Annotated in this window: 19 protein-coding genes and 1 other RNA gene; 2 read left to right on the forward strand and 18 right to left on the reverse strand. The window is 33.0% G+C overall.

Features of this window, described 5'->3' with window-relative positions:
• Positions 1-61 precede the first annotated feature (61 nt).
• Genes mnmA through sal(A) form a run of 3 tightly spaced genes read right to left on the reverse strand, consistent with a single transcriptional unit; the run spans position 62 to position 3,997 of the window.
• Positions 62-1,171, reverse strand: a complete 1,110-nt coding sequence (gene mnmA, locus LQ693_RS00445; protein WP_239743600.1) for a tRNA 2-thiouridine(34) synthase MnmA — start codon at positions 1,169-1,171, stop codon at positions 62-64.
• Positions 1,164-2,312: a cysteine desulfurase family protein gene (locus tag LQ693_RS00450; protein WP_103360767.1), complete on the reverse strand. Its 1,149-nt coding sequence runs from the start codon at positions 2,310-2,312 to the stop codon at positions 1,164-1,166. The genes mnmA and LQ693_RS00450 overlap by 8 nt, the downstream gene beginning before the upstream one ends.
• Before the next feature lie 59 nt (positions 2,313-2,371).
• Entirely contained in the window at positions 2,372-3,997 is a 1,626-nt protein-coding gene (gene sal(A) / locus LQ693_RS00455) for an ABC-F type ribosomal protection protein Sal(A) (protein WP_103360768.1), read from the reverse strand.
• 316 nt (positions 3,998-4,313) lie between these two features.
• Between sal(A) and LQ693_RS00460 the strand changes: the two genes are divergently transcribed.
• Entirely contained in the window at positions 4,314-5,324 is a 1,011-nt protein-coding gene (locus LQ693_RS00460; RefSeq protein ID WP_025904246.1) for an LLM class flavin-dependent oxidoreductase, read from the forward strand.
• Between the two features lie 45 nt (positions 5,325-5,369).
• On the opposite strand, the gene LQ693_RS00465 is transcribed toward LQ693_RS00460, so the two are convergent.
• Both LQ693_RS00465 and cymR read right to left on the reverse strand, forming a co-directional pair.
• Positions 5,370-6,104, reverse strand: a complete 735-nt coding sequence (locus LQ693_RS00465; RefSeq protein WP_107565631.1) for a trypsin-like serine peptidase — start codon at positions 6,102-6,104, stop codon at positions 5,370-5,372.
• 215 nt (positions 6,105-6,319) lie between these two features.
• Positions 6,320-6,739 carry a cysteine metabolism transcriptional regulator CymR gene (gene cymR, locus LQ693_RS00470; RefSeq protein WP_025904248.1) on the reverse strand — a complete coding sequence of 140 codons (420 nt, stop codon included), beginning with the start codon at positions 6,737-6,739 and terminating at the stop codon, positions 6,320-6,322.
• Positions 6,740-6,828: 89 nt separating this feature from the next.
• Here cymR and LQ693_RS00475 point away from each other — a divergent pair, with 89 nt between their 5' ends.
• A complete protein-coding gene (locus LQ693_RS00475; RefSeq protein WP_025904249.1) occupies positions 6,829-8,091 on the forward strand; it encodes a replication-associated recombination protein A in 1,263 nt (420 codons plus the stop codon).
• Between the two features lie 43 nt (positions 8,092-8,134).
• Here the strand turns inward: LQ693_RS00475 and LQ693_RS00480 are convergent, their stop codons facing one another.
• From LQ693_RS00480 to queA, 13 genes are all read right to left on the reverse strand, one after another.
• Positions 8,135-8,902, reverse strand: coding sequence for a tRNA threonylcarbamoyladenosine dehydratase (locus LQ693_RS00480; protein WP_025904250.1), 768 nt, complete (start codon positions 8,900-8,902; stop codon positions 8,135-8,137).
• A gap of 53 nt (positions 8,903-8,955) precedes the next feature.
• Positions 8,956-9,148, reverse strand: a non-coding RNA gene (ssrS, locus tag LQ693_RS00485) — 6S RNA.
• Positions 9,149-9,205: 57 nt separating this feature from the next.
• Positions 9,206-10,978, reverse strand: a complete 1,773-nt coding sequence (gene aspS / locus LQ693_RS00490; protein ID WP_025904251.1) for an aspartate--tRNA ligase — start codon at positions 10,976-10,978, stop codon at positions 9,206-9,208.
• The gene (hisS, locus tag LQ693_RS00495; RefSeq protein WP_119593980.1) at positions 10,978-12,243 is read right to left on the reverse strand and encodes a histidine--tRNA ligase; all 1,266 of its coding nucleotides are present in this window, start codon (positions 12,241-12,243) and stop codon (positions 10,978-10,980) included. Before hisS ends, aspS begins: the two co-directional genes overlap by 1 nt.
• Before the next feature lie 322 nt (positions 12,244-12,565).
• A complete protein-coding gene (locus LQ693_RS00500) occupies positions 12,566-13,438 on the reverse strand; it encodes an N-acetylmuramoyl-L-alanine amidase family protein (RefSeq protein ID WP_025904253.1) in 873 nt (290 codons plus the stop codon).
• Positions 13,435-13,887, reverse strand: a complete 453-nt coding sequence (gene dtd, locus LQ693_RS00505) for a D-aminoacyl-tRNA deacylase (protein WP_025904254.1) — start codon at positions 13,885-13,887, stop codon at positions 13,435-13,437. Before dtd ends, LQ693_RS00500 begins: the two co-directional genes overlap by 4 nt.
• Positions 13,888-13,900: 13 nt before the next feature.
• Positions 13,901-16,090, reverse strand: a complete 2,190-nt coding sequence (locus LQ693_RS00510) for a RelA/SpoT family protein (protein WP_025904255.1) — start codon at positions 16,088-16,090, stop codon at positions 13,901-13,903.
• A 119-nt stretch (positions 16,091-16,209) separates the two neighbouring features.
• Positions 16,210-16,728, reverse strand: coding sequence for an adenine phosphoribosyltransferase (locus LQ693_RS00515; RefSeq protein ID WP_025904256.1), 519 nt, complete (start codon positions 16,726-16,728; stop codon positions 16,210-16,212).
• Positions 16,728-19,022, reverse strand: coding sequence for a single-stranded-DNA-specific exonuclease RecJ (recJ, locus tag LQ693_RS00520; protein WP_025904257.1), 2,295 nt, complete (start codon positions 19,020-19,022; stop codon positions 16,728-16,730). The genes LQ693_RS00515 and recJ overlap by 1 nt, the downstream gene beginning before the upstream one ends.
• Positions 19,023-19,362: 340 nt before the next feature.
• Complete coding sequence (gene secDF, locus LQ693_RS00525) at positions 19,363-21,654, reverse strand: protein translocase subunit SecDF (RefSeq protein ID WP_025904258.1); 2,292 nt, start codon at positions 21,652-21,654, stop codon at positions 19,363-19,365.
• A 169-nt stretch (positions 21,655-21,823) separates the two neighbouring features.
• Complete coding sequence (gene yajC / locus LQ693_RS00530; protein WP_025904259.1) at positions 21,824-22,087, reverse strand: preprotein translocase subunit YajC; 264 nt, start codon at positions 22,085-22,087, stop codon at positions 21,824-21,826.
• Between the two features lie 12 nt (positions 22,088-22,099).
• The gene (gene tgt / locus LQ693_RS00535) at positions 22,100-23,239 is read right to left on the reverse strand and encodes a tRNA guanosine(34) transglycosylase Tgt (RefSeq protein WP_025904260.1); all 1,140 of its coding nucleotides are present in this window, start codon (positions 23,237-23,239) and stop codon (positions 22,100-22,102) included.
• Positions 23,240-23,254: 15 nt separating this feature from the next.
• Positions 23,255-24,280, reverse strand: coding sequence for a tRNA preQ1(34) S-adenosylmethionine ribosyltransferase-isomerase QueA (gene queA, locus LQ693_RS00540; RefSeq protein WP_025904261.1), 1,026 nt, complete (start codon positions 24,278-24,280; stop codon positions 23,255-23,257).
• Positions 24,281-24,283 lie beyond the last annotated feature (3 nt).

Below are 24,283 nucleotides of genomic sequence, written 5' to 3' on the forward strand. Positions count from 1 at the left end.
CTTGCTATTATAACAAAAATAAAAATAGACTGAGACATAAATTTATCTCAGTCTATATATTTTATACCATATAATCTAATTGCTTTTCTGTTTTATAAACTTCATCGATTGTTGCGCCACCTAAACAAACATCACCGTCATATAATACGACAGCTTGACCAGGTGTAATTGCACGCACTGGTTCGTCAAATATCACTTTAATTTGATTGTCAGAAATTTTTTCTACAGTTACTTGTGTATCTTTTTGTCTATATCTGAATTTTGCTGAACATTTAACCGGTTGTGAAAAATCAAGATCATTCACAAATGAAATATCAGAAGCGATTAAATAGTCACTATATAATGCTTCATGATGGAAACCTTGTTCAACATATAGAATGTTTTCTTTTAAATTTTTATCGACTACAAACCAAGGATCTCCGTCTCCACCTATACCAAGACCGTGTCTTTGGCCAATAGTGTAATACATTAAGCCACTATGTTCACCCATGTCAACACCGTCTAATGTTTGCATTTTACCGTTTTGTGCAGGTAAATATTGAGATAAGAATGTTTTAAAGTTTTTCTCACCAATAAAACAGATACCAGTAGAGTCTTTCTTTTTAGCAGTTGCTAAGTTTTGTTCTTCAGCAATTTTTCTTACTTCACTTTTTTCTAATTCACCAATTGGGAACATCACTTTAGATAATTGATCTTTTGTAAGTTGATTTAAGAAATAAGTTTGATCTTTGTTGTTATCTACACCACGTAGCATTTCTACTTTATCACCATCACGATTAACACGTGCGTAATGACCTGTAGCAACATAGTCCGCACCAAGTTTAAGCGCATGATTTAAAAATGCTTTAAATTTAATTTCTTTATTACACATTACATCTGGGTTAGGCGTTCTACCTTTTTTATATTCGTCTAAGAAATACGTAAATACTTTGTCCCAATATTCTTGTTCAAAGTTAACTGCATAATAAGGTATATCTAATTGGTTACATACTTCAATGACATCATTATAGTCTTCAGTAGCTGTACATACACCATTTTCGTCTGTGTCATCCCAATTTTTCATAAAAATACCAACTACATCATAACCTTGTTCTTTTAGTATATGTGCAGTTACCGAGCTATCTACGCCCCCGCTCATCCCAACGACAACGCGGGTAGATTGATTATTCATTTTCTTCCTCCTTAAATTGTTGATATATTTTCATTATCGTACTTACGATATAATTAATTTCTTCTTCAGTTGTTAATGAACTGAAACTAAATCTTACTGATTGTTTCACTCTATTATCTTCACCGAACATCGCTTCTAGAACGTGAGATGGTAATGTTGAACCGGCTGTGCATGCAGATCCACTCGAAACATATATATTTGCCATATCTAGTAACGTTAACATCGTTTCAACTTCAATAAATGGGAAATATAAATTTGTGATATGACCAGTTGTATCTGTCATACTACCATTCAATTCAAACGGAATTGCACGTTGTTGTAAACCTACAATGAGCTTTTCTTTTAAGTTCATTAAATGGATATTACTTTCATCCATATGTTCATAAGCGTCTTTCAGCGCTGTTGCCATACCACATATATATGGAACATTCTCTGTACCTGCTCTTCGCTTTACTTCTTGTTCGCCACCTTGTATAAACGTTTCGAACTGAACACCCTGTTTTACCAACAATGCACCTATTCCTTTTGGTCCGCCAAATTTATGCGCAGTTATGCTTAACATATCAACTGGCATTTCATCAAATTCAATTGGCATATGACCGATAGCTTGAACAGCATCAACATGAAATACGATATCCGTATTCTCTATGACTTCTGCAATATCATACATAGGTTGAACTGTGCCGACTTCATTATTCACTAACATAATTGACACTAATGTTGTATCAGGTCGGATTGCTTGTCTCAAAGCATCTATATCGACAATACCTTCTGAATTTACATCTATATACGAAACATCGAAACCTTCACGTTCAAGTTCTTCAAAGACATGCAGTACAGAATGATGCTCTAATCTACTCGTTATAATATGTTGACCTATATGTTTTCGTTTTCGTGCTATACCTTTTATTGCTGTATTATTAGACTCCGTTGCCCCACTTGTAAAAATAACTTCTTGAGGCTTTGCACCTAATAATGTAGCAATCTCTCGTCTTGATTGATCTAAATACTTTCTGCCGTCTCTCCCTATTGAATGAATAGATGACGGGTTTCCAAAGTGTTCAGATAATATTTCTGTTATTTTTTCAGTTACAACGGGCTTAACTGGAGTAGTTGCTGCATAATCTGCATATACTTTCATGTTGAACGTCCTTTCTTAGTTTTCAATGTACCTATTCTAGCACCATTTTTATGAAAAGACTAGAACTCTGTTTCACGATTTCTTTCATCTGTGTATTGTTCTAATTCTTTTAATTGATGTTTCATAGATTCTGTATTAATTGGATCTTTAACTTGAACATTTTCATGCGTCATTTGATAATTTTTTATCGTCCATATTTGATCTTTAATTTGTGATTTAAAATAATCATCATGAGATACAATAAGGACCGAACCTTGAAATGATTGTATTAATTGAATGATTTTTTCTTGCATGCCAATATCAAAATAATTTGTCGGCTCATCTAAAATCATAATATGAGGATTTGAAAAATATAATTTCACAAATTGTAACCTACATTTTTCACCCATCGACAGTGTTTCAACGACATCATTTATTCTATCTTTATCAAAATAAAAGCTTGCTAGTATGGTTCTTGCATCAGCTTCTTTCATTTCAGGGATTTCTAATATTTCATCTAAAACAGTATGGTGCATATTTAAGTTCTCAAAATCTTGAGAGAAATATCCAATTTCTAATTCTGGATGAACAGTTATATCACCTTTAGTCGGCTCGAGTTCGCCGAGTATCAATTTGATTAAAGTTGATTTACCTGTACCATTTCTGCCTTCTATAATCACATTTTGATTTCGCTTAATATAGAATGAAACATCATCAAATATCTTTCTATTCTCATAAGCAAACGAAACATGATTAAATTGAACTAAATAATTTGATTTAAAATCATGATGTTGTATTGAGAAAGCTTTCTCTTTTTTATTTGGATTAGCGATATGCTCTTGATCAAGTTTACGATTTAATTGTTGTTCTTTTGATTTAAACCGTTTCGCTAACTTACTTAATTGTTTTTGTTGATATGGACTTCTCACAGAAGCACTTTGTTCTGCTTTTTGATACCATGCTTTATATTTTTTGATTGTTTCTTCAATAGCTGCTTGTTCTTTTTGTTGCTTTTCATACTGTTGCTTTAAACTTTCATGCTCAATATCTTTTTGTTGTTTGTATTTGTCGTATTTACCGATATATTTCTTAACACCATCACGACTCAATTCTAAAATAGCATCTGGCGTTTCATTTAAGAATGTTCGGTCATGAGAGACAAATAATATAGCTCGTTGTTCTTGTTTAAAAGCCTTCGTCAACCATTCCTTCATTTCTAAATCCATATGATTTGTTGGTTCATCTATTAATAATAATGATGCCTTAGACATTTTCACTTTTAAAAATGATACTTTTGTCTGTTCTCCACCACTTAAAGTAGCAATTTTCTGTTCTAGTTGTTCCTCTTTTATTCCGAGCTTTTTTGCTTCTGTTACGATTTCACCTTCAATAAGGTATCCATCTAATTCAATATATTTATTAATCATATCTGTATGATTAAGTTGCAACCTAACCTTTGCGATTTCAGGATAAGATTCAATTATATAATCCATAACAGTCCAATCATAATAAGGTGTTAAATCTTGTTCCATCATCGCTGAATCAACCGTTTGATCTTGGTGAATCACTTTTAATAATGTTGATTTTCCAACACCATTAACACCAACGATTGCTAGATGTTCATGGTCCTCTATTGAAAAAGTCAACTTGGGTATTAATACTTTATGTTCAACTTCTAATGCCTTTTCTTCAAATAAAAATAGCATAATGTAGCCTCCTCTACCCATGTATTACACATGAAGACGCACCATTACACTATTCTCAGTTTGTAACGGCAACATCATATTATAGACATACTTATCCAATCATCATTGCGTAACACAATGGTTTTTTACGTTATTTACTATTAGCGCAAAAAATTATTGGATATCCATGCCTATTGTTGATGCCACCTCTCTGTAAATTTGCATTAATTATAACTTTTAGTTACATATTAGTCAAATGTTGTTGAGCAATTAAATAGTACAACATAAATACAGTTGATATACTTCCAATATATAATTATGTAAGGAGCGTCACAAAATGAAATCAAAATTCCCAGTTTCTGCATTAAATCTAGTTCCACTTAGAAAAGGTGAAACGGAACAAGATGCCATTAAGAATATGGTATCACTTGCACAAAATGTAGAAAAATTAGGCTATGAACGTTACTGGATTGCAGAACATCATAATGCACCAAATTTAGTAAGTTCTGCAACTGCTTTACTCATTCAACATACACTTGAACATACAGAGTCTATTCAAGTAGGTTCTGGCGGTATCATGTTACCTAATCATGCGCCACTTATTGTTGCTGAACAATTTGGAACAATGGCTACAATGTTTCCTAATAGATTGAATCTTGGCTTAGGACGAGCACCAGGTACAGATATGATGACCGCTTCTGCACTAAGAAGAGATTCACATAAAGGTGTGTATACATTTGGTGACGATATTAAACAATTACTACAATATTTTGGTCCTGAAGAACAACAATCATATGTAAGACCATATCCAGGTGTAGATACAAACATTCCGATTTATGTGTTAGGATCTTCAACGGACTCTGCACATTTAGCTGCTCGATTAGGTTTACCTTACGTCTTTGCAGCACACTTTGCACCAGATCAAATGGCTCAAGCAATCGAAATATATAGAGACTTATTTGAGCCATCTGAATATTTGGATGAACCATACATGACCGTTTGTTTAAATGTCATTGTCGGTGAAACAGATGAAGAAGCGACTTATTTATCTTCAACTATGCACTTAATGTTCTTAAGCATAGTAAGAAATGCGCGCATGCCATTACAACCACCTACTGATCAACTTGAAAACATTTGGTCACCACAAGAAAAATATATGGCACAATCTAAAACAAACACATCTTTCATTGGTAGTGAAGAAACTGTAAAACAACAATTGATAGATTTCCAAAACAAATACAATGTAGATGAAATTATGGCAGTTAGCTATATTTATGATTTAGATAAACAATACCAATCTTATGAATCATTCAAGAAAATTGTAGATGATGTTTACGGTGAAGCATAAAAAAACGATCATAAAGTGATGATTCATCACTTTATGATCATTTTTTTATTTTAAATTACTTTGTATAAATTGTTGAACGTTGCTGTTAAAGAGCACGCCACTATTATGGCTATCTGGTACGCCACCATAATGTAAACCAATAACTTGGTTATTTGCATTAAAGATTGGTGAACCTGAATTACCACCATAAGTACTTAAGTCGTAAGATACATCACTACCTGAAGCAGATAACACATTACCTTTACTTTCCCATAATGTCGCGATAGGTTTATCTCCTGGATAACCTGTTACTGTGATGTTATCACCTTTTTTAACTGAAGATGTATCTGCGATTGTCGCTGCTTGAACAGCGTCACCAATAGATTGACCTTCACTATTTTTACCGACTGTAACAACTGCCAAATCTTCACCGCCTGGCGCTACTTTATAATCAGTTGCTGTAAATGTTCCTGCTGGGAAATTTCCATCGCCATTTGCTGCTGGTGAGAATTTTAGTACAGAAGCATCACCATTAGTTGCATCTACAACGTGTTTATTTGTAAGAACGGTATTTTTACCGACAACTACACCTGATGCAATTGATGTACCTCCGATATCAGCGAATGCAATCGATTGATAATGTGCAGACGTTGTATTCGTAATTTGTGTACGATCATTTTTCGGTAATATAACTCTAGATGATGGACCATCTGTCTTTGCGTTAACTTCAAACGGTAATGTAATGAAACTTAATAATAAAACTGCTACTACACTTAATATGTATCGTTTTAAATTTTTCATATACTCTCCCCTTTGTTGTAGTGTACAACTATCTTAATATGAAAGTAATCTTAAAGGAGAATATTACACTACTTAACACATATTCATGCTTAACTGTTAAAATAACGAAATATTTTTTGCAGTTAGGCATAAAATCCATACAGTTAAGAAATAAAAAATAAGATAGCAATCTTCAATATTCGTCTTGAAGATTGCTATCCTATTTAATTTGTAAACTAGATATAGAACATATAGCCTTCTAGTTCATCTTCATTTGTATAATTTGCTAAGTATTCTAGTGTTGTATTATCTAGAACTTCTTTTACAGCGTCTCTAATACGAATCCACAATTGTTGTTGTGCAGGTGGCTCGTCTTCTATACCTTCAACAGGTGTAATTGGCCCTTCTAACAATCTAATCACATCACCAGCTGTAATTTCTGATGGTGCTTTTTGTAATTGATAGCCCCCTTTGGCACCTCTTACACTTTTAATAAGACCAGCATTACGTAGCGGTCCGACTAATTGTTCTAAATATAAATCACTTAAATTGTTTTCTTCAGCGATTGACTTTAAAGATGTACATCCTTGACCATAACGCTTAGTCAACGATATCATAAGTGTTAAGCCATATCGTCCTTTAGTAGAAATTTTCATGTACTACACCTCTTATTTTCTAAAAAAATATTATTAATTCATTTTATCATTTTTTGTACACTTTGAGTAATTAGAAAGGTTGATTCCAAATGAAAAACGAACCATTAGCTTATAGAATGCGTCCTCAAACAATCGACGATGTGATAAGCCAAGAACATTTAGTAGGTCCAAAAGCCATTATTAGAAGAATGGTTAACACTAAAAAGTTAACTTCTATGATTTTTTATGGACCTCCGGGAATTGGAAAAACGAGTATCGCCCAAGCTATTGCCGGAAGTACTCAATATAAATTTAGACAACTTAATGCCGTCACTAACACTAAAAAAGATATGCAACTTGTCGTTGAAGAAGCTAAAATGTCTGGACAAGTTATACTTTTACTAGACGAAATTCATCGCTTAGATAAAGCAAAACAAGATTTCTTATTACCTCATTTAGAATCAGGCAAAATTGTACTTATTGGTGCAACGACGTCAAACCCATACCATGCTATCAATCCAGCTATACGAAGTAGAACGCAAATCTTTGAACTTTACCCTCTTAATGAAGATGATATCATAATTGCTTTAAAAAGAGCGATTGAAGATGAAGAAAATGGCTTAGCATCATACACTCCTATTGTAGACAAAGGCGCTTTAGAATATTTCGCAAAAGCAAGTTACGGTGATGTGAGAAGTGCATTAAATGGGCTAGAACTCGCTGTACTCAGTGCTGATGTTCAAGATGATAAACGTCATGTCACTATTGAAGATGCGAAAGTTTGTATTCAAAAGAATGCTTTCCAACACGATAAAGATGGCGATCAACATTATGATGTTATGAGTGCATTCCAAAAATCCATTAGAGGTAGTGATGTCGACGCAGCGCTTCATTATTTAGCTAGATTAATTGAAGCGGGAGATTTACCAACTATTGCTAGACGCCTTCTTGTGATTAGCTATGAAGATATCGGTTTAGCTTCTCCGGGTGCTGCAGCTAGAACATTATCAGCTATTGAAGCGAGTGAACGCCTCGGCTTTCCAGAAGCACGTATACCATTAAGTCAAGCGGTCATCGAGCTATGCTTATCACCTAAATCTAATTCAGCTATTGTATCTATTGATGAAGCTCTATCAGACATCAGAAAAGGTAAAGCTGGGTTAGTTCCGAAACATTTGAAAGATGGACACTATCAAGGTGCAAAAGAATTAGGCAATGCAATTGGTTATAAATACCCTCATAACTATGAAAATGGATATGTACAACAACAATATTTACCTGATACTTTAAAAGGCAAACAATATTATCAACCTAAACTCACATCTAAATCTGAACAAAAATTAGCAGAAATATATCGCAACTTAAAAAAATGAGGCTGGACGTATCCAGTCTCATTTTTATTATCAAAGCTGCTTTTTATTTATCTTTGATTCTTTTTACTGGGATATCTTTCAAAATATCATTCACAACATAGCTCGCACAAATTAAACCAACAACACTTGGTACAAAAGCATTTGATGATGGTGGCATTTGCGCCTTTCTAACTTTCGCGTTTTTATCGCCTACAACTTCTTTTACATCTTCTCTTATCATAATAGGACTTTCATCACTAAATACAACATTAATACCTTTATGAATGCCCATTTTTCTTAATTTTAGACGTATAATTTTCGCCATAGGATCTGTATGTGTTTTAGAAATATCAGCTATTTCAAATTTAGTAGGGTCTGTTTTGTTTGCAGCACCCATACTTGAAATAACGTTAATACCTCTTTCCAAACACTCTTTCATAAGGTGAACTTTATACATAATTGTATCACTAGCATCTACAAAGTAATCAATGTCGTATTCATTAAATAAAGCTTCGTAAGTTTCTTCAGTATAGAACATATGCAATGAAGTGACTTTACAATCTGGATTAATTAATTTAATACGCTCTTCCATTAAATCTACTTTAGATTGACCAATTGTTGTTGTTAATGCATGTAATTGTCTATTTACATTTGTGATATCTACATCATCTTTATCTATTAATATGATATGACCAATATTAGTTCTCGCGAGTGCTTCAGCAGCAAATGAACCTACACCGCCTACGCCAAGGACAACTACAGTTTTACTTTTTAATAAATCTAAGCCTTCTTTACCAATCGCTAATTCATTTCTTGAAAATTGATGCTTCATCATTATTTACTCCTTTACACAAAAATACGCAAGACATAAAGTCTTGCGTACCGATAGAATCCAATTGTGCCGTAATATTAAATGCTAGATCATTTTGGCCTGCTATATACAGGTGGGTGCCCTGTTTCTTATTTTGCATGTCCTCCTTACGAGGCGTATGCGCTATTAAGAAAACCAATTAGGCTCCCTTGATCAAAAGTGTTAGGTCAAAATATAAAAAGCTTATTACGAACACTTCAGATGACTACCTTATAAATTTATTTTATCATAATTCTTCTAAATAACAAGTATTTATACTTTTAATTATTTTTCATCTAAATCAAGTTGCAAATGTAATTCATGTAACTGACTTTTAGACACTTCACTTGGTGCATCCGTTAATAGACAAGAAGCACTTGCTGTTTTAGGGAATGCGATTGTATCTCTTAAGTTTGTTCTTCCTGACAATAACATAACTAATCTATCTAAACCTAAAGCAATTCCGCCATGTGGTGGTGCACCATATTTGAACGCTTCAATTAAGAATCCAAATTGTTCTTGTGCTTGCTCTTCAGTGAAGCCAAGCGCTTTAAACATTTTTTCTTGTAGTTCTGATTTATGAATTCTAATAGATCCTCCACCTAATTCAAAACCATTTAAAACGATATCGTATGCATTCGCTTCAACATTTGTTGGATCAGTTTCAAGCATTTCTTCATGCTCTTTTTTAGGTGCAGTAAATGGATGGTGCGCTGCAACATAACGTTCTGATTCTTCATCGTATTCAAATAATGGCCAATCTGTTACCCATAAGAAATTATATTTGTTTGGATCAATTAAACCACGATCTTTACCAAGTTTATTTCTTAACTGCGCTAAACTTGCTGCTACGACATCTTTTTTGTCTGCTACAAATAATACTAAGTCTCCTGCTTTAGCTTCAGTTTGGTTTAATAATTCAGCTGTAATGTCTTCATCAAAGAATTTGCTAATTGGACCGTTTAAGCCTTCTTCTGTTACTTTAACCCAAGCTAAACCTTTAGCACCATAAATACTTGCAAATGATTGTAATTGGTCGATATCTTTTCTAGAGTAGTCGGCTGCACCATCTTCAACAACGATTGCTTTAACTTCTCCACCATTTTCAACTGCAGATTTAAACACTTTAAAGTCCATTTTTGAAGCAAGTTCTGATAAGTTAATCAGTTCCATACCAAATCTTGTATCTGGCTTGTCAATTCCGTATCTTTCCATTGCTTCAGCGTATGTCATACGTGGGAATGGTGTTGTAATATCAATACCTTTTACATCTTTCATGATACGTTTCATAAGACCTTCGTTCATTTTGATAACGTCTTCTTGATCTACAAAGCTCATCTCGATATCGATTTGCGTAAATTCAGGTTGTCTATCCGCTCTTAAATCTTCGTCTCTAAAACATTTAACGATTTGATAGTATTTATCAAATCCACCAATCATTAATAATTGTTTAAATATTTGTGGAGATTGAGGTAAAGCATAGAACTCTCCATCATGTACACGAGATGGTACTAAATAGTCTCTCGCACCTTCTGGCGTAGATTTAGTTAGTACAGGTGTTTCTACTTCGTAAAACTCACCTTCATCTAAGTAATTTCTTACTGCACGTGTAATTTGATGTCTCATTTTGAATGTTTGAGCTAAACTTTCTCTTCTTAAGTCAATATAACGATATTTTAATCTTACATTTTCATCAATATCATTCATATCTGTAATAGAAAATGGTGGTGTTTCAGATTCATTTAAGATTGTAATTTCAGAAACTTGTACTTCTACTTTACCAGTCTTGATTTTGTCATTAATTGATTTTTCATCTCTTTTTGTTACTAAACCTTTAACTTGAATGACATATTCAGAACGGATTTTCTCAGCAACACTTAAAGCTTCTTGAGAGAAGTCTGGGTTAAAGACAATTTGTACAACGCCTTCGCGGTCACGTAAATCAACAAATATTAAACCACCTAAGTCACGTCTTTTTTGTACCCAACCATTTAAAGTAACGGTTTGACCAATATATTCTTCAGTTATTTTACCAGCATATGTTGTTCTTTTTTCCATTATGATTCCACCTTTAAATAATTCTCTAATTCTGATAATGAAACAAGTGTCTTGTCACCAGTTTCCATATTCTTAACTTCCACTTCTTGTTTTTCTAATTCATTTTCACCTAATACAATCGTGTATCTCGCATTTAATCTATCGGCTTGTTTCATTTGACCTTTTAATTTACGTTGTAAATAGTCTTTATCACAACTAATACCAGCCATTCTTAATTGATTGATTAATTGAACTGACAATCTATCCGCTTCTTCACCCATTGTCGCAATAAATAAGTCGATAGTATCTTCTTCTTCGATTTCAATACCTTCAGCTTCAAGCGCTAGTAACAAACGTTCAATACTTAATGCAAAACCTATACCTGTTTCTTTAGGACCATCAAGTAATTCTAGTAAGCCGTTATATCTACCGCCACCACATAAAGTTGTAATAGCACCAAATCCTTCAGCGTTACTCATTACTTCGAATGCTGTGTGTGTATAATAATCTAAACCACGCACTAAATTCGTATCTATTTCATATTCGATACCTAGTTCGTCTAATAAACATTTTACCTCTTCGAAATATTGTTTAGAATAATCATTTAAATATTCCGTAATTTTAGGTGCATTTTTAACTGCTTCTTTATCACGGTCTACTTTACAATCCAATATACGCATTGGATTTGTGTGTAATCGACTTTGACAATCGCTACAGAAAGTATCAATTACTGGTTCAAAGTGCGCTTGTAATGCCTTCGTGTAATCAGCTCTTGATTCTGCATCACCAATACTATTGATGACTAGTTTTAAGTCTTTTAATCCGAAAGATTTGTAAATGTGTACGAGCATTGAAATGATTTCAACATCAATTGCAGGATTTTCTGATCCTATCGCTTCTACACCGAATTGAACAAATTGACGATAACGCCCTTTTTGTTTTCTTTCATATCGGAACATTGGACCATTGTAATAAAACTTAACAGGTTGATTCGGTTCACCTTGCATTTTGTTTTCGATGTAACTTCTAACAACACCTGCTGTGCCTTCAGGTCTTAATGTAATGCTTCTATCACCCTTATCTTTAAATGTGTACATTTCTTTTTGTACAACATCTGTTGAATCACCAACACCTCTACTAAAAAGTTCAGTACTTTCAAATATTGGTGTTCTAATTTCTTTATAATTATATATTTTCATTAACTCATGTAATTTGTTCTCAATGTGTTGCCATTTATAAGTATCTTTTGGTAATAAATCTTGTGTACCGCGTGGTATATTAATCATAATATTTCCTCCTTTAAAATATAAAAAGTCCCTTGTATGCATATACATACAAGGGACGAATTATCCGTGTTGCCACCCTAATTAGTATTTAATGATTCATTAAATACTCACTTAACAACATTATAACGGATGTTAACCGATCTTATTTTCGTAAGATTCCCTCTTCTTGTGTTCAAAAGTATACGCAGTATTCATATAACTTTCAGCAAATGTTATACTCTCTGTTTCCTACTATAACGGTATACTATTCAAGAATAAACGGTATATAATCTATTTCATAATTTATATTAATATTAAACCCATAATCTGTAGTAGTCAATATCTAATTTGAAAAGTAAACTTTCAAACCGTCAACAATACCTGTTTCTACAATGTGTCTATATTTTCTATCAACAATTAAATCTTCATCTGTAGGATTACTAATATAACCTAACTCTAGCAATACGGCAGGCATTTTAGTTTGACGAATCACTTGGAAGTTTTCGTTTCGTACACCTCTATCAGATAGTATAGATTTTTGATTGATTGAAGTTTGTAACGTATCTGCAAATTCTTTTTGAGAATCATGATGGTAATAAACTGTTAAACCATGTGGTGCTGATGAATCTAATGCATCATTATGGATACTAATAAAGACATCTCCATCACCTTGTCTATCTTTTAATTTAACATATTCATCTTTTGTTCTCGTCATTTTTACTTTAGCGCCTTCAGCTTCAAGCATTTCTTTAAGTTCTTTTGCAGTTTTTAATGTAATGACTTTTTCAGTTACATCTTTATGTTTTGAACTCGATGCTCCTTGGTCACTTCCACCATGACCAGGATCTAAAATAATCACTTTTCCTTTTAATGGTTTTAATACTGGATTAACATCTTCTTTAATATCAAGATTTGTATGCCAACCAGCAATCCAGCCTTTTTCATTTTGATCATTTTTAACTTCGAACCATTTTCCTTCTCTATCTGTTATATCAAAATTATCTCCCTTTTTTACATCAAAGATAATTGGATAATAAGCGGCAGGTCCAGTTCTTAACTCACCATCTTCTTTCATAGATAATGTTTTAGGTTCGTCCTCTTTAGGAATCAATAAATAAATAATAATGATTAACAAAACAATCAGTAAAATGGCAACACTGATGACAGGAACAGGCTTTATTCTCCTCTTTTTAAACCATAAATTAATTCGGTTCATTGAATGTTACCATCCTTACTTTCGAATATAATCGTAATTGGTCCATCATTAATTAATGACACATCCATATGTGCGCCAAACTCTCCTGTTTTCACGTTAATATTATAAGAAGCTAACTGTTCATTAAAATATTCATATATCTTCAATGCTTCATCTGGGCTTTTAGCATTCGTAAATCCAGGTCTATTCCCCTTTTTTACTGAAGCATATATTGTAAATTGTGATATCGACAAGATTTCACCACCGACTTGGTGTATATCTAAATTCATTTTACCTTCTTGATCTTCAAAAATTCTTGTCTTTGCTATTTTCTTAGCGATAACATCTGCATCTGCATAAGTAGATTCTTGTCCAACACCGACTAATAATAAGAATCCTTGTTTAATTTCATTTTGAGTATTTTCAGATGTCACTTTAGCTTGGCTTACTTTTTGTAGAACAACTTTCAAAAAATTTCACCTCTTAATTCCATACACGACTTACTGTATAAATATCGCCTAATTGTTTAATTCGATCAACAATTCTATATACGTCATTCACATTTTTAACCATTACGCTAATGTTAATAACAGCATTTTTATCTATATCAGCTTTACCTGAAACTTTTACTAATTGTACTTTTATTGCATTCACAACTTGAAGTACTTCGTTTAATAATCCATTTCTGTCGTAACCCGTAATTTCTAAGTCTACTTGATAATTTTTTTGTTCATTTGTATTTTTAACCCATTCAACATCGATTAATCGTTCGTTTTCGTTAACGATGTTCGGGCAATCTTTACGATGAACTTTAACGCCATGACCTTTTGTAATATAGCCAATGATTTCATCACCAGGTATTGGATTACAACATTTAGAAAGTTTAATAAGCATGTTATCTAAACCTTCGACATAGACACCAGTATCTGTTCTAATATCTTGTTTAATAGGAATGGATTTATTGACTTCTTGCACTTGGTTAAGCGATTGTTTCTTACGTTCAAGTCTAAGCTTTTCTGTAAGTCTGTTAACAGCTTGTAAGGCAGTTATACCACCAAAACCAACTGCAGCATATAAATCATCTTCATTTGAAAAATTATATTTTTCGTTAACAAGTTTAATGTTTTCAGCATTTAATACTTCATCTACATTGTAGCCATGCTCTTTAATTTCCGCTTCAATCATGAATTTACCTTTTTCAATATTGGCAGAGCGGTCTTGTTTCTTGAAGAAACTGCGGATTTTACTTTTCGCACTTGAAGATCGAACGATTTTTAACCAGTCTCGACTTGGCCCATATGAATGTTTACTCGTTCTAATCTCGACAATATCACCAGTAGATAACTTATAATCAATAGGAACGATTTTGCCATTAACTTTCGCACCTATCATTTTATTACCTACTTCACTGTGAACAGCGTAAGCAAAATCAATTGGAACTGCGCCATATGGTAATTCAACTACATCACTTTCAGGTGTAAAGACATACACTTTATCACTTTGAAGGTCATATTTTAATGATTCCATAAATTCTTCTGCATCAGGTGAAGTATTGTCAGTTTCAGCTATTTCTTGTAGCCAACTCATTTTTTGTAAATATTCTTCTGATTTATTGCTTAAATTTTTGCCTTCTTTATATGCCCAGTGTGCAGCAACCCCATGTTCTGCAATTTCATGCATTTCAAATGTTCTGATCTGTATCTCTAACGGATCTCCATTTGGACCAACGACTGTAGTATGCAACGATTGATACATATTCTGTTTAGGCATAGCAATATAGTCTTTAAATCGACCAGGCATTGGTTTCCATAATGTATGGACAAGACCTAGCACAGCATAACAATCTTTGATTGACGGGACGATTACTCTTATTGCAAGTAAGTCGAAAATTTGTTCGAATTGCTTTTTCTGTTTGACCATTTTTCTATAAATACTATAGATATGTTTAGGTCTACCGCTTATATCGCCAGAAATATTCATAACTTCCATTTCAGACTCTATATCTTTAATAGCATTTGCGATATACGTTTCTCGTTCGCTTCTTTTCTTTTTCATCAAATTAACAATTCTAAAATATTGAACACTATCAATATATCTTAATGAGATGTCTTCAAGTTCCCACTTAATTGTATTGATACCTAATCTATGCGCAAGTGGTGCATAGATTTCTAACGTTTCTTTAGCAATACGTTTTTGTTTTTCTTTAGGCATCGCTTTTAAAGTTCGAACATTATGTAATCTATCTGCTAATTTAACTAATATAACTCGGACATCTTTGGCAATTGCTATAAATAATTTTCTATGATTTTCAGCTTGTTGCGTTTCTTTAGATTTATATTTAACTTTTTTTAATTTTGTAACACCATCTACAATTATGGCTACTTCTTCATTAAACATTTCTACCAAATCATCATACGTATAAGGTGTATCCTCAATTACATCATGAAGGAATCCAGCAACTATAGTTGGACCATCCAATTTCATTTCGGTTAAAATACCCGCTACCTGAATAGGATGCATGATATATGGCAAATTATTTTTTCTAATTTGTCCTTGATGTGCTTTAAAAGCCAAATCATAACTCTTTTCTACTAAACGATATGCGTCTTCAGATAAGTAACTTTTAGCTTTATATAAAACATCATCAGCACTGTATGGATATTCTTTATTCATAGGGACACCACCTCATCAAATAAAATTCTCTTGAATATTACTATTATAGCAATTTTCAATAGTAATATGCCACCGTTAATTATAATAATTAAAAATAAAATAGCCACAAAGTGACTATTTTATTCATCGTATGAAATTAACGAAACAACATCGTAACCTTTTAATTTTTCAATGCCGTTTAAATATTTAAGTTCAATTAAAAATGCGATACCCACTACGATTCCACCTAATGATTCTACTAAGTGAATTGCCGCTTCAATTGTACCACCTGTTGCTAATAAATCATCTGTAATCAATACACGTTGACCTGGTTTGATTGCATCTTTGTGCATCGTTAACACATTTGATCCATATTCAAGGTCATATTCATAACGAATTACTTCACGTGGTAATTTCCCTTCTTTACGTACTGGTGCAAAGCCAATACCCATTGCATATGACACAGGACAACCAATAATAAACCCTCTTGCTTCTGGTCCTACTACAACATCAACTTGTTTGTCTTGAGCATATTGTACGATTTGGTCAGTGGCATACTTGTATGCTTCACCATTATCCATAATTGTCGTAATATCTTTAAAGTTAACACCTTGTTTTGGCCAATCTTGTACTTCCGAAACGTATTGTTTTAAATCCATTATACTTCCTCCTCAACATCACTTAACAATGAATGCATCCACTTAATTAATGATTGGCTATCATTGTACAACAATGTCTTTTCTATTTCTATTTGTTGTTTTCTTGCTTGATATAACGGTGCGTTTTGAATGTCATTTTTTCCCGCATCTTTATTTATTTCAATTATACCACGATTCATTGTAATAAAGTTTAACTCATAAAAGCAATTTAAAATGAATTTCAATTGATCAGGTTTAATTTTTAATGCTTCACATAATTTCATACCATCATTTTGAATATTTGTTGATTGATTCATATATAAAGCTTTATAAGCTTGCTTGAATTTTTCATCACTAGGAATACCCTCAAAGTATGAATTTGTTTGCCCTTTAAATACTAAATAATATTTTTCGGCTGTAATATTAGATAAAGTTTGTTTGAATGATTCTAAATCTTGTGGTAAATCTCTCAACACACACGTTTCGACTTCATTTGGATACGCATCACCATAATGTATATATTGCTCATTTATTTTCTCTGATGATGGGTTAATGACAAACAATGCATTTTCTTGATCAATTTTTAACAAGTCATGTTTATTTTTACTTCTATAATCAAAAATAGCATGGTCATTACTCAACGCTAAATCTTTAAGAATAATTTGTGGTGATTGATGTCCATTCCATTCATTAACATTTAAACTACCTGCAACATTGATTGTCGTGTCATTAGAAATATCATGAATGAGATGTCCAGCATTCCAATGTAAAGCTGCAATATTTTTGTCTGTTAATGTTAATTTAAGGTGTTTATTACCTTGACCGATACCTTTAACAGATTTAACCGGAACATTACTAATTGAAAATAGTGGTGCTAATAAATCTGTACCAAAAGGTCTTAATCTTTCTAAATCAAATATGTTATCAACCGTAATATCTGAAGTTTCTATTTCTGCATCAACGATTAACTGTGGTAATAATTTTTTACCTTCTGTTATGTTGTGCATATCTTCATTCAAAGCTTTCTTCAATGGTTCAATCGCGTCAATATCTAATGTCATACCAGCCGCCATATGGTGACCACCAAATTTACGAATCAAGTCACTATGGTTTGTTAGAAATTCAAACATTGAAACTTGTTCAATGCTTCTTGCTGAACCTTTAGCGTGGTTTTGCTCAATATCAACATTTAATACAATTGTCGGTAAATGATACTTCTCGACTATTCTTGAAGCCACAATACCTAATACACCTTCATTCCAATCTTCTTTTGCAAGTATTAGAAATTGGGCATTTTGTTGCATTTCAATTTCAGCTAGCTCCATAGCTTCATTCGTAATATTTTCAACAATTGCTTTACGTTCTGTATTAAATTGGTCGACTTCCTCAGCTAAGAACATCGCTTCATCGTCATCATCGCTCATAAGCAATTCTCCAGCTAATCGAGCATCATCCAATCTACCAACTGCGTTCAGTCGAGGTCCAATAATAAATCCAACTGTTTGTTCACTCACTTCATCCGTAAAATCAGCTACGGATAATAAACTTTTTATCCCTGGTAAAGGTTGTTCATTTAATATACGCAACCCTTGTTTAACCATATATCTATTTTCATCCGTTAAGCTCACTAAGTCGGCAATCGTACCGATAGCAACTAAACCTAAGAACGCATCTGGTATATCTGCTTTAAGTGCTTTAGAAAGTTTATATGAAACACCTACACCAGCTAAATATTTAAACGGATAATTAAAATCAGGATGCATAGGGTGAACAATCGCATATGCATTAGGCTTTGTTTCGCCAAATTCATGATGGTCTGTCACAATCACATCAATACCAAGTTCATTGGCAATATCAATTTCGTGATGACCTTGAATACCATTATCCACTGTAATGATAAGAGAAACACCTTCATCATGTGCATTTCTAAACGCCGCCTCACTCGGTCCATATCCTTCAGTAAATCTATTCGGAATATACCAACCTACTATAGCGCCCATTGATTCTAAAGTCTTGACGAGAATCGTTGTAGATGTAACACCATCTGCATCATAATCACCATATACTAATATTCTTTCATCATTTTCAATAGCTTTATGTATTCTCGAAGTTGCCTTTTCCATATCGCTTAATGACATAGGATCGTGGAATAACACTTCATTAGATAATAAACTTTCAATTTGTTCTTCAGACGTATAGGCTTTTGAAATTAAAGTTTTTTCTAAAAGTGGCGAAATTTTATATTTTTTTATGATTTGCGGATCAATATTTTGATTGAGCTCTGATTTTTTCCATTGATAACAAGCTTTAGTCATATCAAATCTCCTCATTTCTACTCAAAACATTATACATGAAATATCATACTTTCTCTACTAAACAAATAAAACATAATTAAAGAGTATGTATGAATAAAAAGGCAGCTGTTAGTTACAATTTGACAGGATTTTGTAATTATAGGGTTCCATAGTTACAATTCTATGGACTTTTGTTACTATAGGCCCCCTTACTTACAATTCCAACGACTTTTGTTACTATGGCCCTCCTTAGTTACAATTCCCCCGACTTTTGTTACTATGCCGCTAAGCTAAATCTTTATCATTTACAATAAAACAAAAAAAGTACCTGCCCTTTTAATAAGGACAGGTACGCGATTTATTAAACTAATATTTTTTCATCGTTAGATTTCTTCTCAGTATATACAACTAATTTACCATTTTCTGATTTTTTAAGTTGTCGTTTTTTCAAGATACCCCATAAAGGTACTGCGACGAATACTGATGAGAACACACCGGATACTAAACCGATTAATAGTGCTAATGAGAAGTTGAAGATACTTGATGAACCAAGTATTAATAATGCGACAACTACTATAACAACTGTTAATACGGTATTGATTGATCTTGTCATCGTTTGTCTAATAGATGAGTTAATGATCATATCAATTGTTTCTGGTTTCGTTATCACTTTCACTTTACGTAAATTTTCCCTTACGCGGTCAAATGTAACGATTGTGTCATTAATTGAATAACCAATTATCGTTAGAACTGCTGCAATGAATGTAATATCCACTTCGAGTCTGAATAAACTGAATACTGCTACAATCATAAATACGTCATGTAATAACGCAAGTACAGCGGTAGTACCCATTCTCCACTCAAATCTAAAGGATACGTATAAAACAATTCCTAATGCTGCATAAAGCATTGCTTTTAATGCGTTTCCAGCTAACTCTTGACCAACAACTGGTGAAACCGTACTTACGTTTGGATCATGACCCAATGATTTACCAAAGTCAGATTTAACTTTTTGTATTTCAGATTTGTTTAATGCATCTTTAAATTGTACAGTTGCCATTTTGTTTCCAGTTCCACTTGTTGTAACTTGTGACGGATCTAATCCCATATCTTTAAACTGTTTAGAAACTTGTTCAGTCTTGATAGCTTGATCAGATTGTAAGTCAACACGTGTACCACTTGTGAAATCAATACCTAAATTCAATCTGAATATCGATACGATAATGGCACCAACGATAATTGTAATAATACTAAATGTTAATAATGGTTTAGCAAGTTTTACGAAATTAATTTTGTCATAGACTGTTCTTAAATCATGAACATCTAATCTTTCACTAATATCATGTCTATCTTTCTTAGAAACACCAAACCAATTGTATTTTTTCTTGAAGTAATTTGAGTTTACTAATAAACCTAATAATATTCTTGTGAAGAATACTGACGTTACGAAACTCATTAGAATCGCAAGTAATAACATTGTTGCGAAACCTTTTACTGAACTTTCACCAAATACAAATAATACGAGCGCTGCTAAAATTGTTGTTAAGTTAGCATCTAATATCGTAATAAATGAAGAACCTGAACCTTTTTTGAAAGCTTGTTGTAAAGTCCTTCCGATCCGCAATTCATCTTTTATCCGTTCGTACATGATGATGTTAGCATCAACGGCCATACCTACACCTAAAACTAAGGCTGCAAGTCCAGGCAATGTTAATACCCCTGAAATAAAGTTAAATGCTAATAATGTTAAGTAAACATAAGCACTTAATGTAATAACAGCTACAACACCAGGTAATCGGTAATAAATCAACATGAATAAGAATATAATACCTACACCTATTGTAGAAGCAAGTACTGTTTCATCTAATGCATCTTTACCGAATTGCGCACCTACTGATGTAGAATACACTTCATCTAATTTAACAGGTAGTGAACCTGAATTTAATAAATCTGCTATTTGTTTTGCTTCTTTAACACCTTGTTCACCATTGAATCCACCAGAGATTTCAACATTTTCTGAGTTGATTGGTTGGCTTACAGTTGCTGCAGAAATATATTTCGGCTCTTTACCTTCTTGTTCTTTCTTAGCTTCTTTCTCGTAACTGTCCCCTTTTTCATAGTCCATCCAAATGACCATTAAGTTAGGATTCATTTTAGAAACTTTTTCAGTTACTTCTTTGAACTTTTTGGCATCTTTAAGCTTAAGTGTAACGGCTACTTCGTTTGTATTGTCTTTAAAGCCTTGCTTAGCGCCACCTTGAACTAAATCTTTACCAGATAGTAAAACTCTATCCTTTGCATCTCTGATTGTTAAATTCGCTTGTGTAGAAAGCACTTCTCGAGCTTCATTCTGGTCTTTAATACCAGCTAATTGAACTCGAATACGATTACCTTCCTCAACTTGAATTTTCGGCTCAGAAACACCCAATACGTTTACACGTGACTCTAAAGTCTTTGCAGTAGATTTAACCGCATCATTATCAATCTTATCACCTTTGTCTAAAGGATTAACTTGATATAATACTTCAAAACCACCTTGTAAGTCTAGACCTAAATTTACATTCTTTGTTATATCTTTTGTTGTTGATCCTATTAAACTAAAAACCAACACTGCAAGAAGTAAAAAGGCTATAATTCTACTCCGCTTTTTCACGATAACACCTCTTACATATATTTAATTCACTATATATGTTATAGCATACATCAACTATAGTTGAATAGCCATAACATTCATGAATGAAAAAAAGACATGGATAACCATGTCTTTTAACATCAAATATGATACATAATAATAAACCAATTTCCTAAAAAAGCAAACTATTTTATGAAGGGTCTACTTGTTTGATAGCTGGTTTTTCAAATGTAATTTCGTGTCCTTTATCGTTTACAGAAACAACAACGATAGACTCATCAACTGCTCTAACTGTACCTTTGATACCGCCGATTGAAGTTACTTTTTGACCAACTTCTAAACGGTTTAATAATTCACGATGTTCTTTAGCACGCTTTTGTTGTGGTCTGATCATTAAGAACCAAACAAGCGCAAAAATTAAAATAATAGGTAATAATTGTACTAATACTTCCATATTCAATCTCCTTTAAAAGTTTTTGGGGTTATCTACATTTAGTCCATACTGCTCGAAAAATTCATCTTTGAAATCAAGTAATCGATCTTCTCTTATTGCTTGGCGAATGTTCTCCATAAGTTTTAATAAGAAATACAAATTATGATATGTAGTAAGACGAATTCCAAATGTTTCATCTGCTTTAATCAGATGACGCAAATATGCTTTAGTATAGTTTCTACATGTATAACAATCACACTCTGGATCAAGTGGTGATAAATCTTGCTGATATTTAGCATTTTTTATAACGACTCTACCTTGAGATGTCATACATGTACCATTTCTAGCTATACGTGTAGGTAATACGCAATCAAACATATCGATGCCCCTAATAGAACATTCGATTAATGCGTCTGGAGAACCAACTCCCATTAAATATCTTGGTTTATTAAATGGCATTAATGGTGTTGTATGTTCAACCATTCTGTACATGACAGGTTTAGGTTCACCAACAGACAAACCACCAATAGCATAGCCAGGAAAATCAAGTGAAACGAGGTCTTTAGCACTTTGCTCTCTAAGATCCTTATATTCTCCACCTTGGATAATACCAAATAAAGCTTGATCTTCAGGGCGACGATGAGCTTCTAGACATCTTTCCGCCCATCTTGATGTTCTCTCAATTGAATTTTTTACATATTCATATTCAGATGGCATTGGAGGACATTCATCAAACGCCATCATAATATCTGAACCAAGATCATTTTGAATATGCATCGCTTTTTCAGGACTTAAGAACAATTTAGAACCATTTAAATGATGTCTAAAATGTACACCTTCTTCTTCGATTTTTCTCATATCACTTAAGCTGAATACTTGAAAACCACCAGAATCGGTAAGTATAGGTCCATCCCAATTCATAAACTTATGTAATCCACCCACTTTAGAAATGATATCACTTCCAGGTTGTAACCACAAATGATAGGTATTACTAAGTATAATTTTTGCTTCCATTTGTTTAAGCTCTTCAGGGCTCATTGTCTTAACGGTTGCTTTAGTTCCAACAGGCATGAACATTGGCGTCTCAAATGAACCATGAGGTGTATGCACAATCCCGAGTCTTGCACCTGATTGCTTACAAGTCTTAATGTGCTCATATGTTACTGCAGGCATATTGTTACTCCTTTTCTATATTAAAATCATCGCATCGCCAAAACTAAAGAATCTATACTTTTCTTCAACTGCATGTTTATATGCATTTAAAATATGTTCTCTAGTTGATAATGCAGATACCAACATAATAAGTGTTGATTTTGGTAAATGGAAATTAGTAATCAATCCATCTATCGCTTTAAATTCATATCCCGGATAAATAAATATATCTGTCCAACCACTTGCTTCAACAAATTGGTCATTTTTGGAACGAATTGTTTCTAGTGTTCTTGTAGACGTTGTACCTACAGATATTATTTTATGACCACTTGCTTTTACACGGTTTAATAAATCAGCTGTTTCAGCAGTCATTTGGTAATATTCTGAATGCATTTCATGATCATCTATATTATCTACACTGACTGGTCTAAATGTACCTAAACCAACGTGTAATGTAATAAAAGCAATGTGTACACCTTTATCAGCAATTTCTTGTAATAAATGTTCAGTGAAGTGTAAACCTGCTGTAGGCGCAGCTGCAGATCCAACTGCTTTAGCATAAACTGTTTGATATCTATCTTGGTCATCCAATCGTTCTTTAATATATGGAGGTAAAGGCATTTCACCAAGTTCATCTAATCTTTCTTGTAAGATACCTTCGTATGAAAGTTTCATAATGCGTCCACCTTGTTCAAGTTCTTTGACACAAGTCGCAATGATTTTACCTTCTCCAAATGAAACAGATTGACCAACTCTAATACGTTTAGCTGGTTTAATTAATACTTCCCATTCGTTATCTTCTTGTTGCGTTAACATCAGCATTTCTACTTTTGCACCAGTTTCTTCTTTGATACCAAACAATCTTGCTGGCATCACTTTCGTATCATTTAATACTAAACAGTCACCTGGTGAAAGTTGATTGACAACTTCTTTAAACGTTAAATCTTCCAATTCACCTGTTGCTTTATTACATTTTAATAACCTACTGCTTTCTCTATCTAACAGTGGTGTTTGTGCAATTAATGATTCAGGTAAATCAAAATCGAAATCTTCAATATTCACAAA

It is taken from the genome of Mammaliicoccus sp. B-M6 (assembly GCF_022386965.1).
GTDB classification, from domain to species: domain Bacteria; phylum Bacillota; class Bacilli; order Staphylococcales; family Staphylococcaceae; genus Mammaliicoccus; species Mammaliicoccus sciuri_A.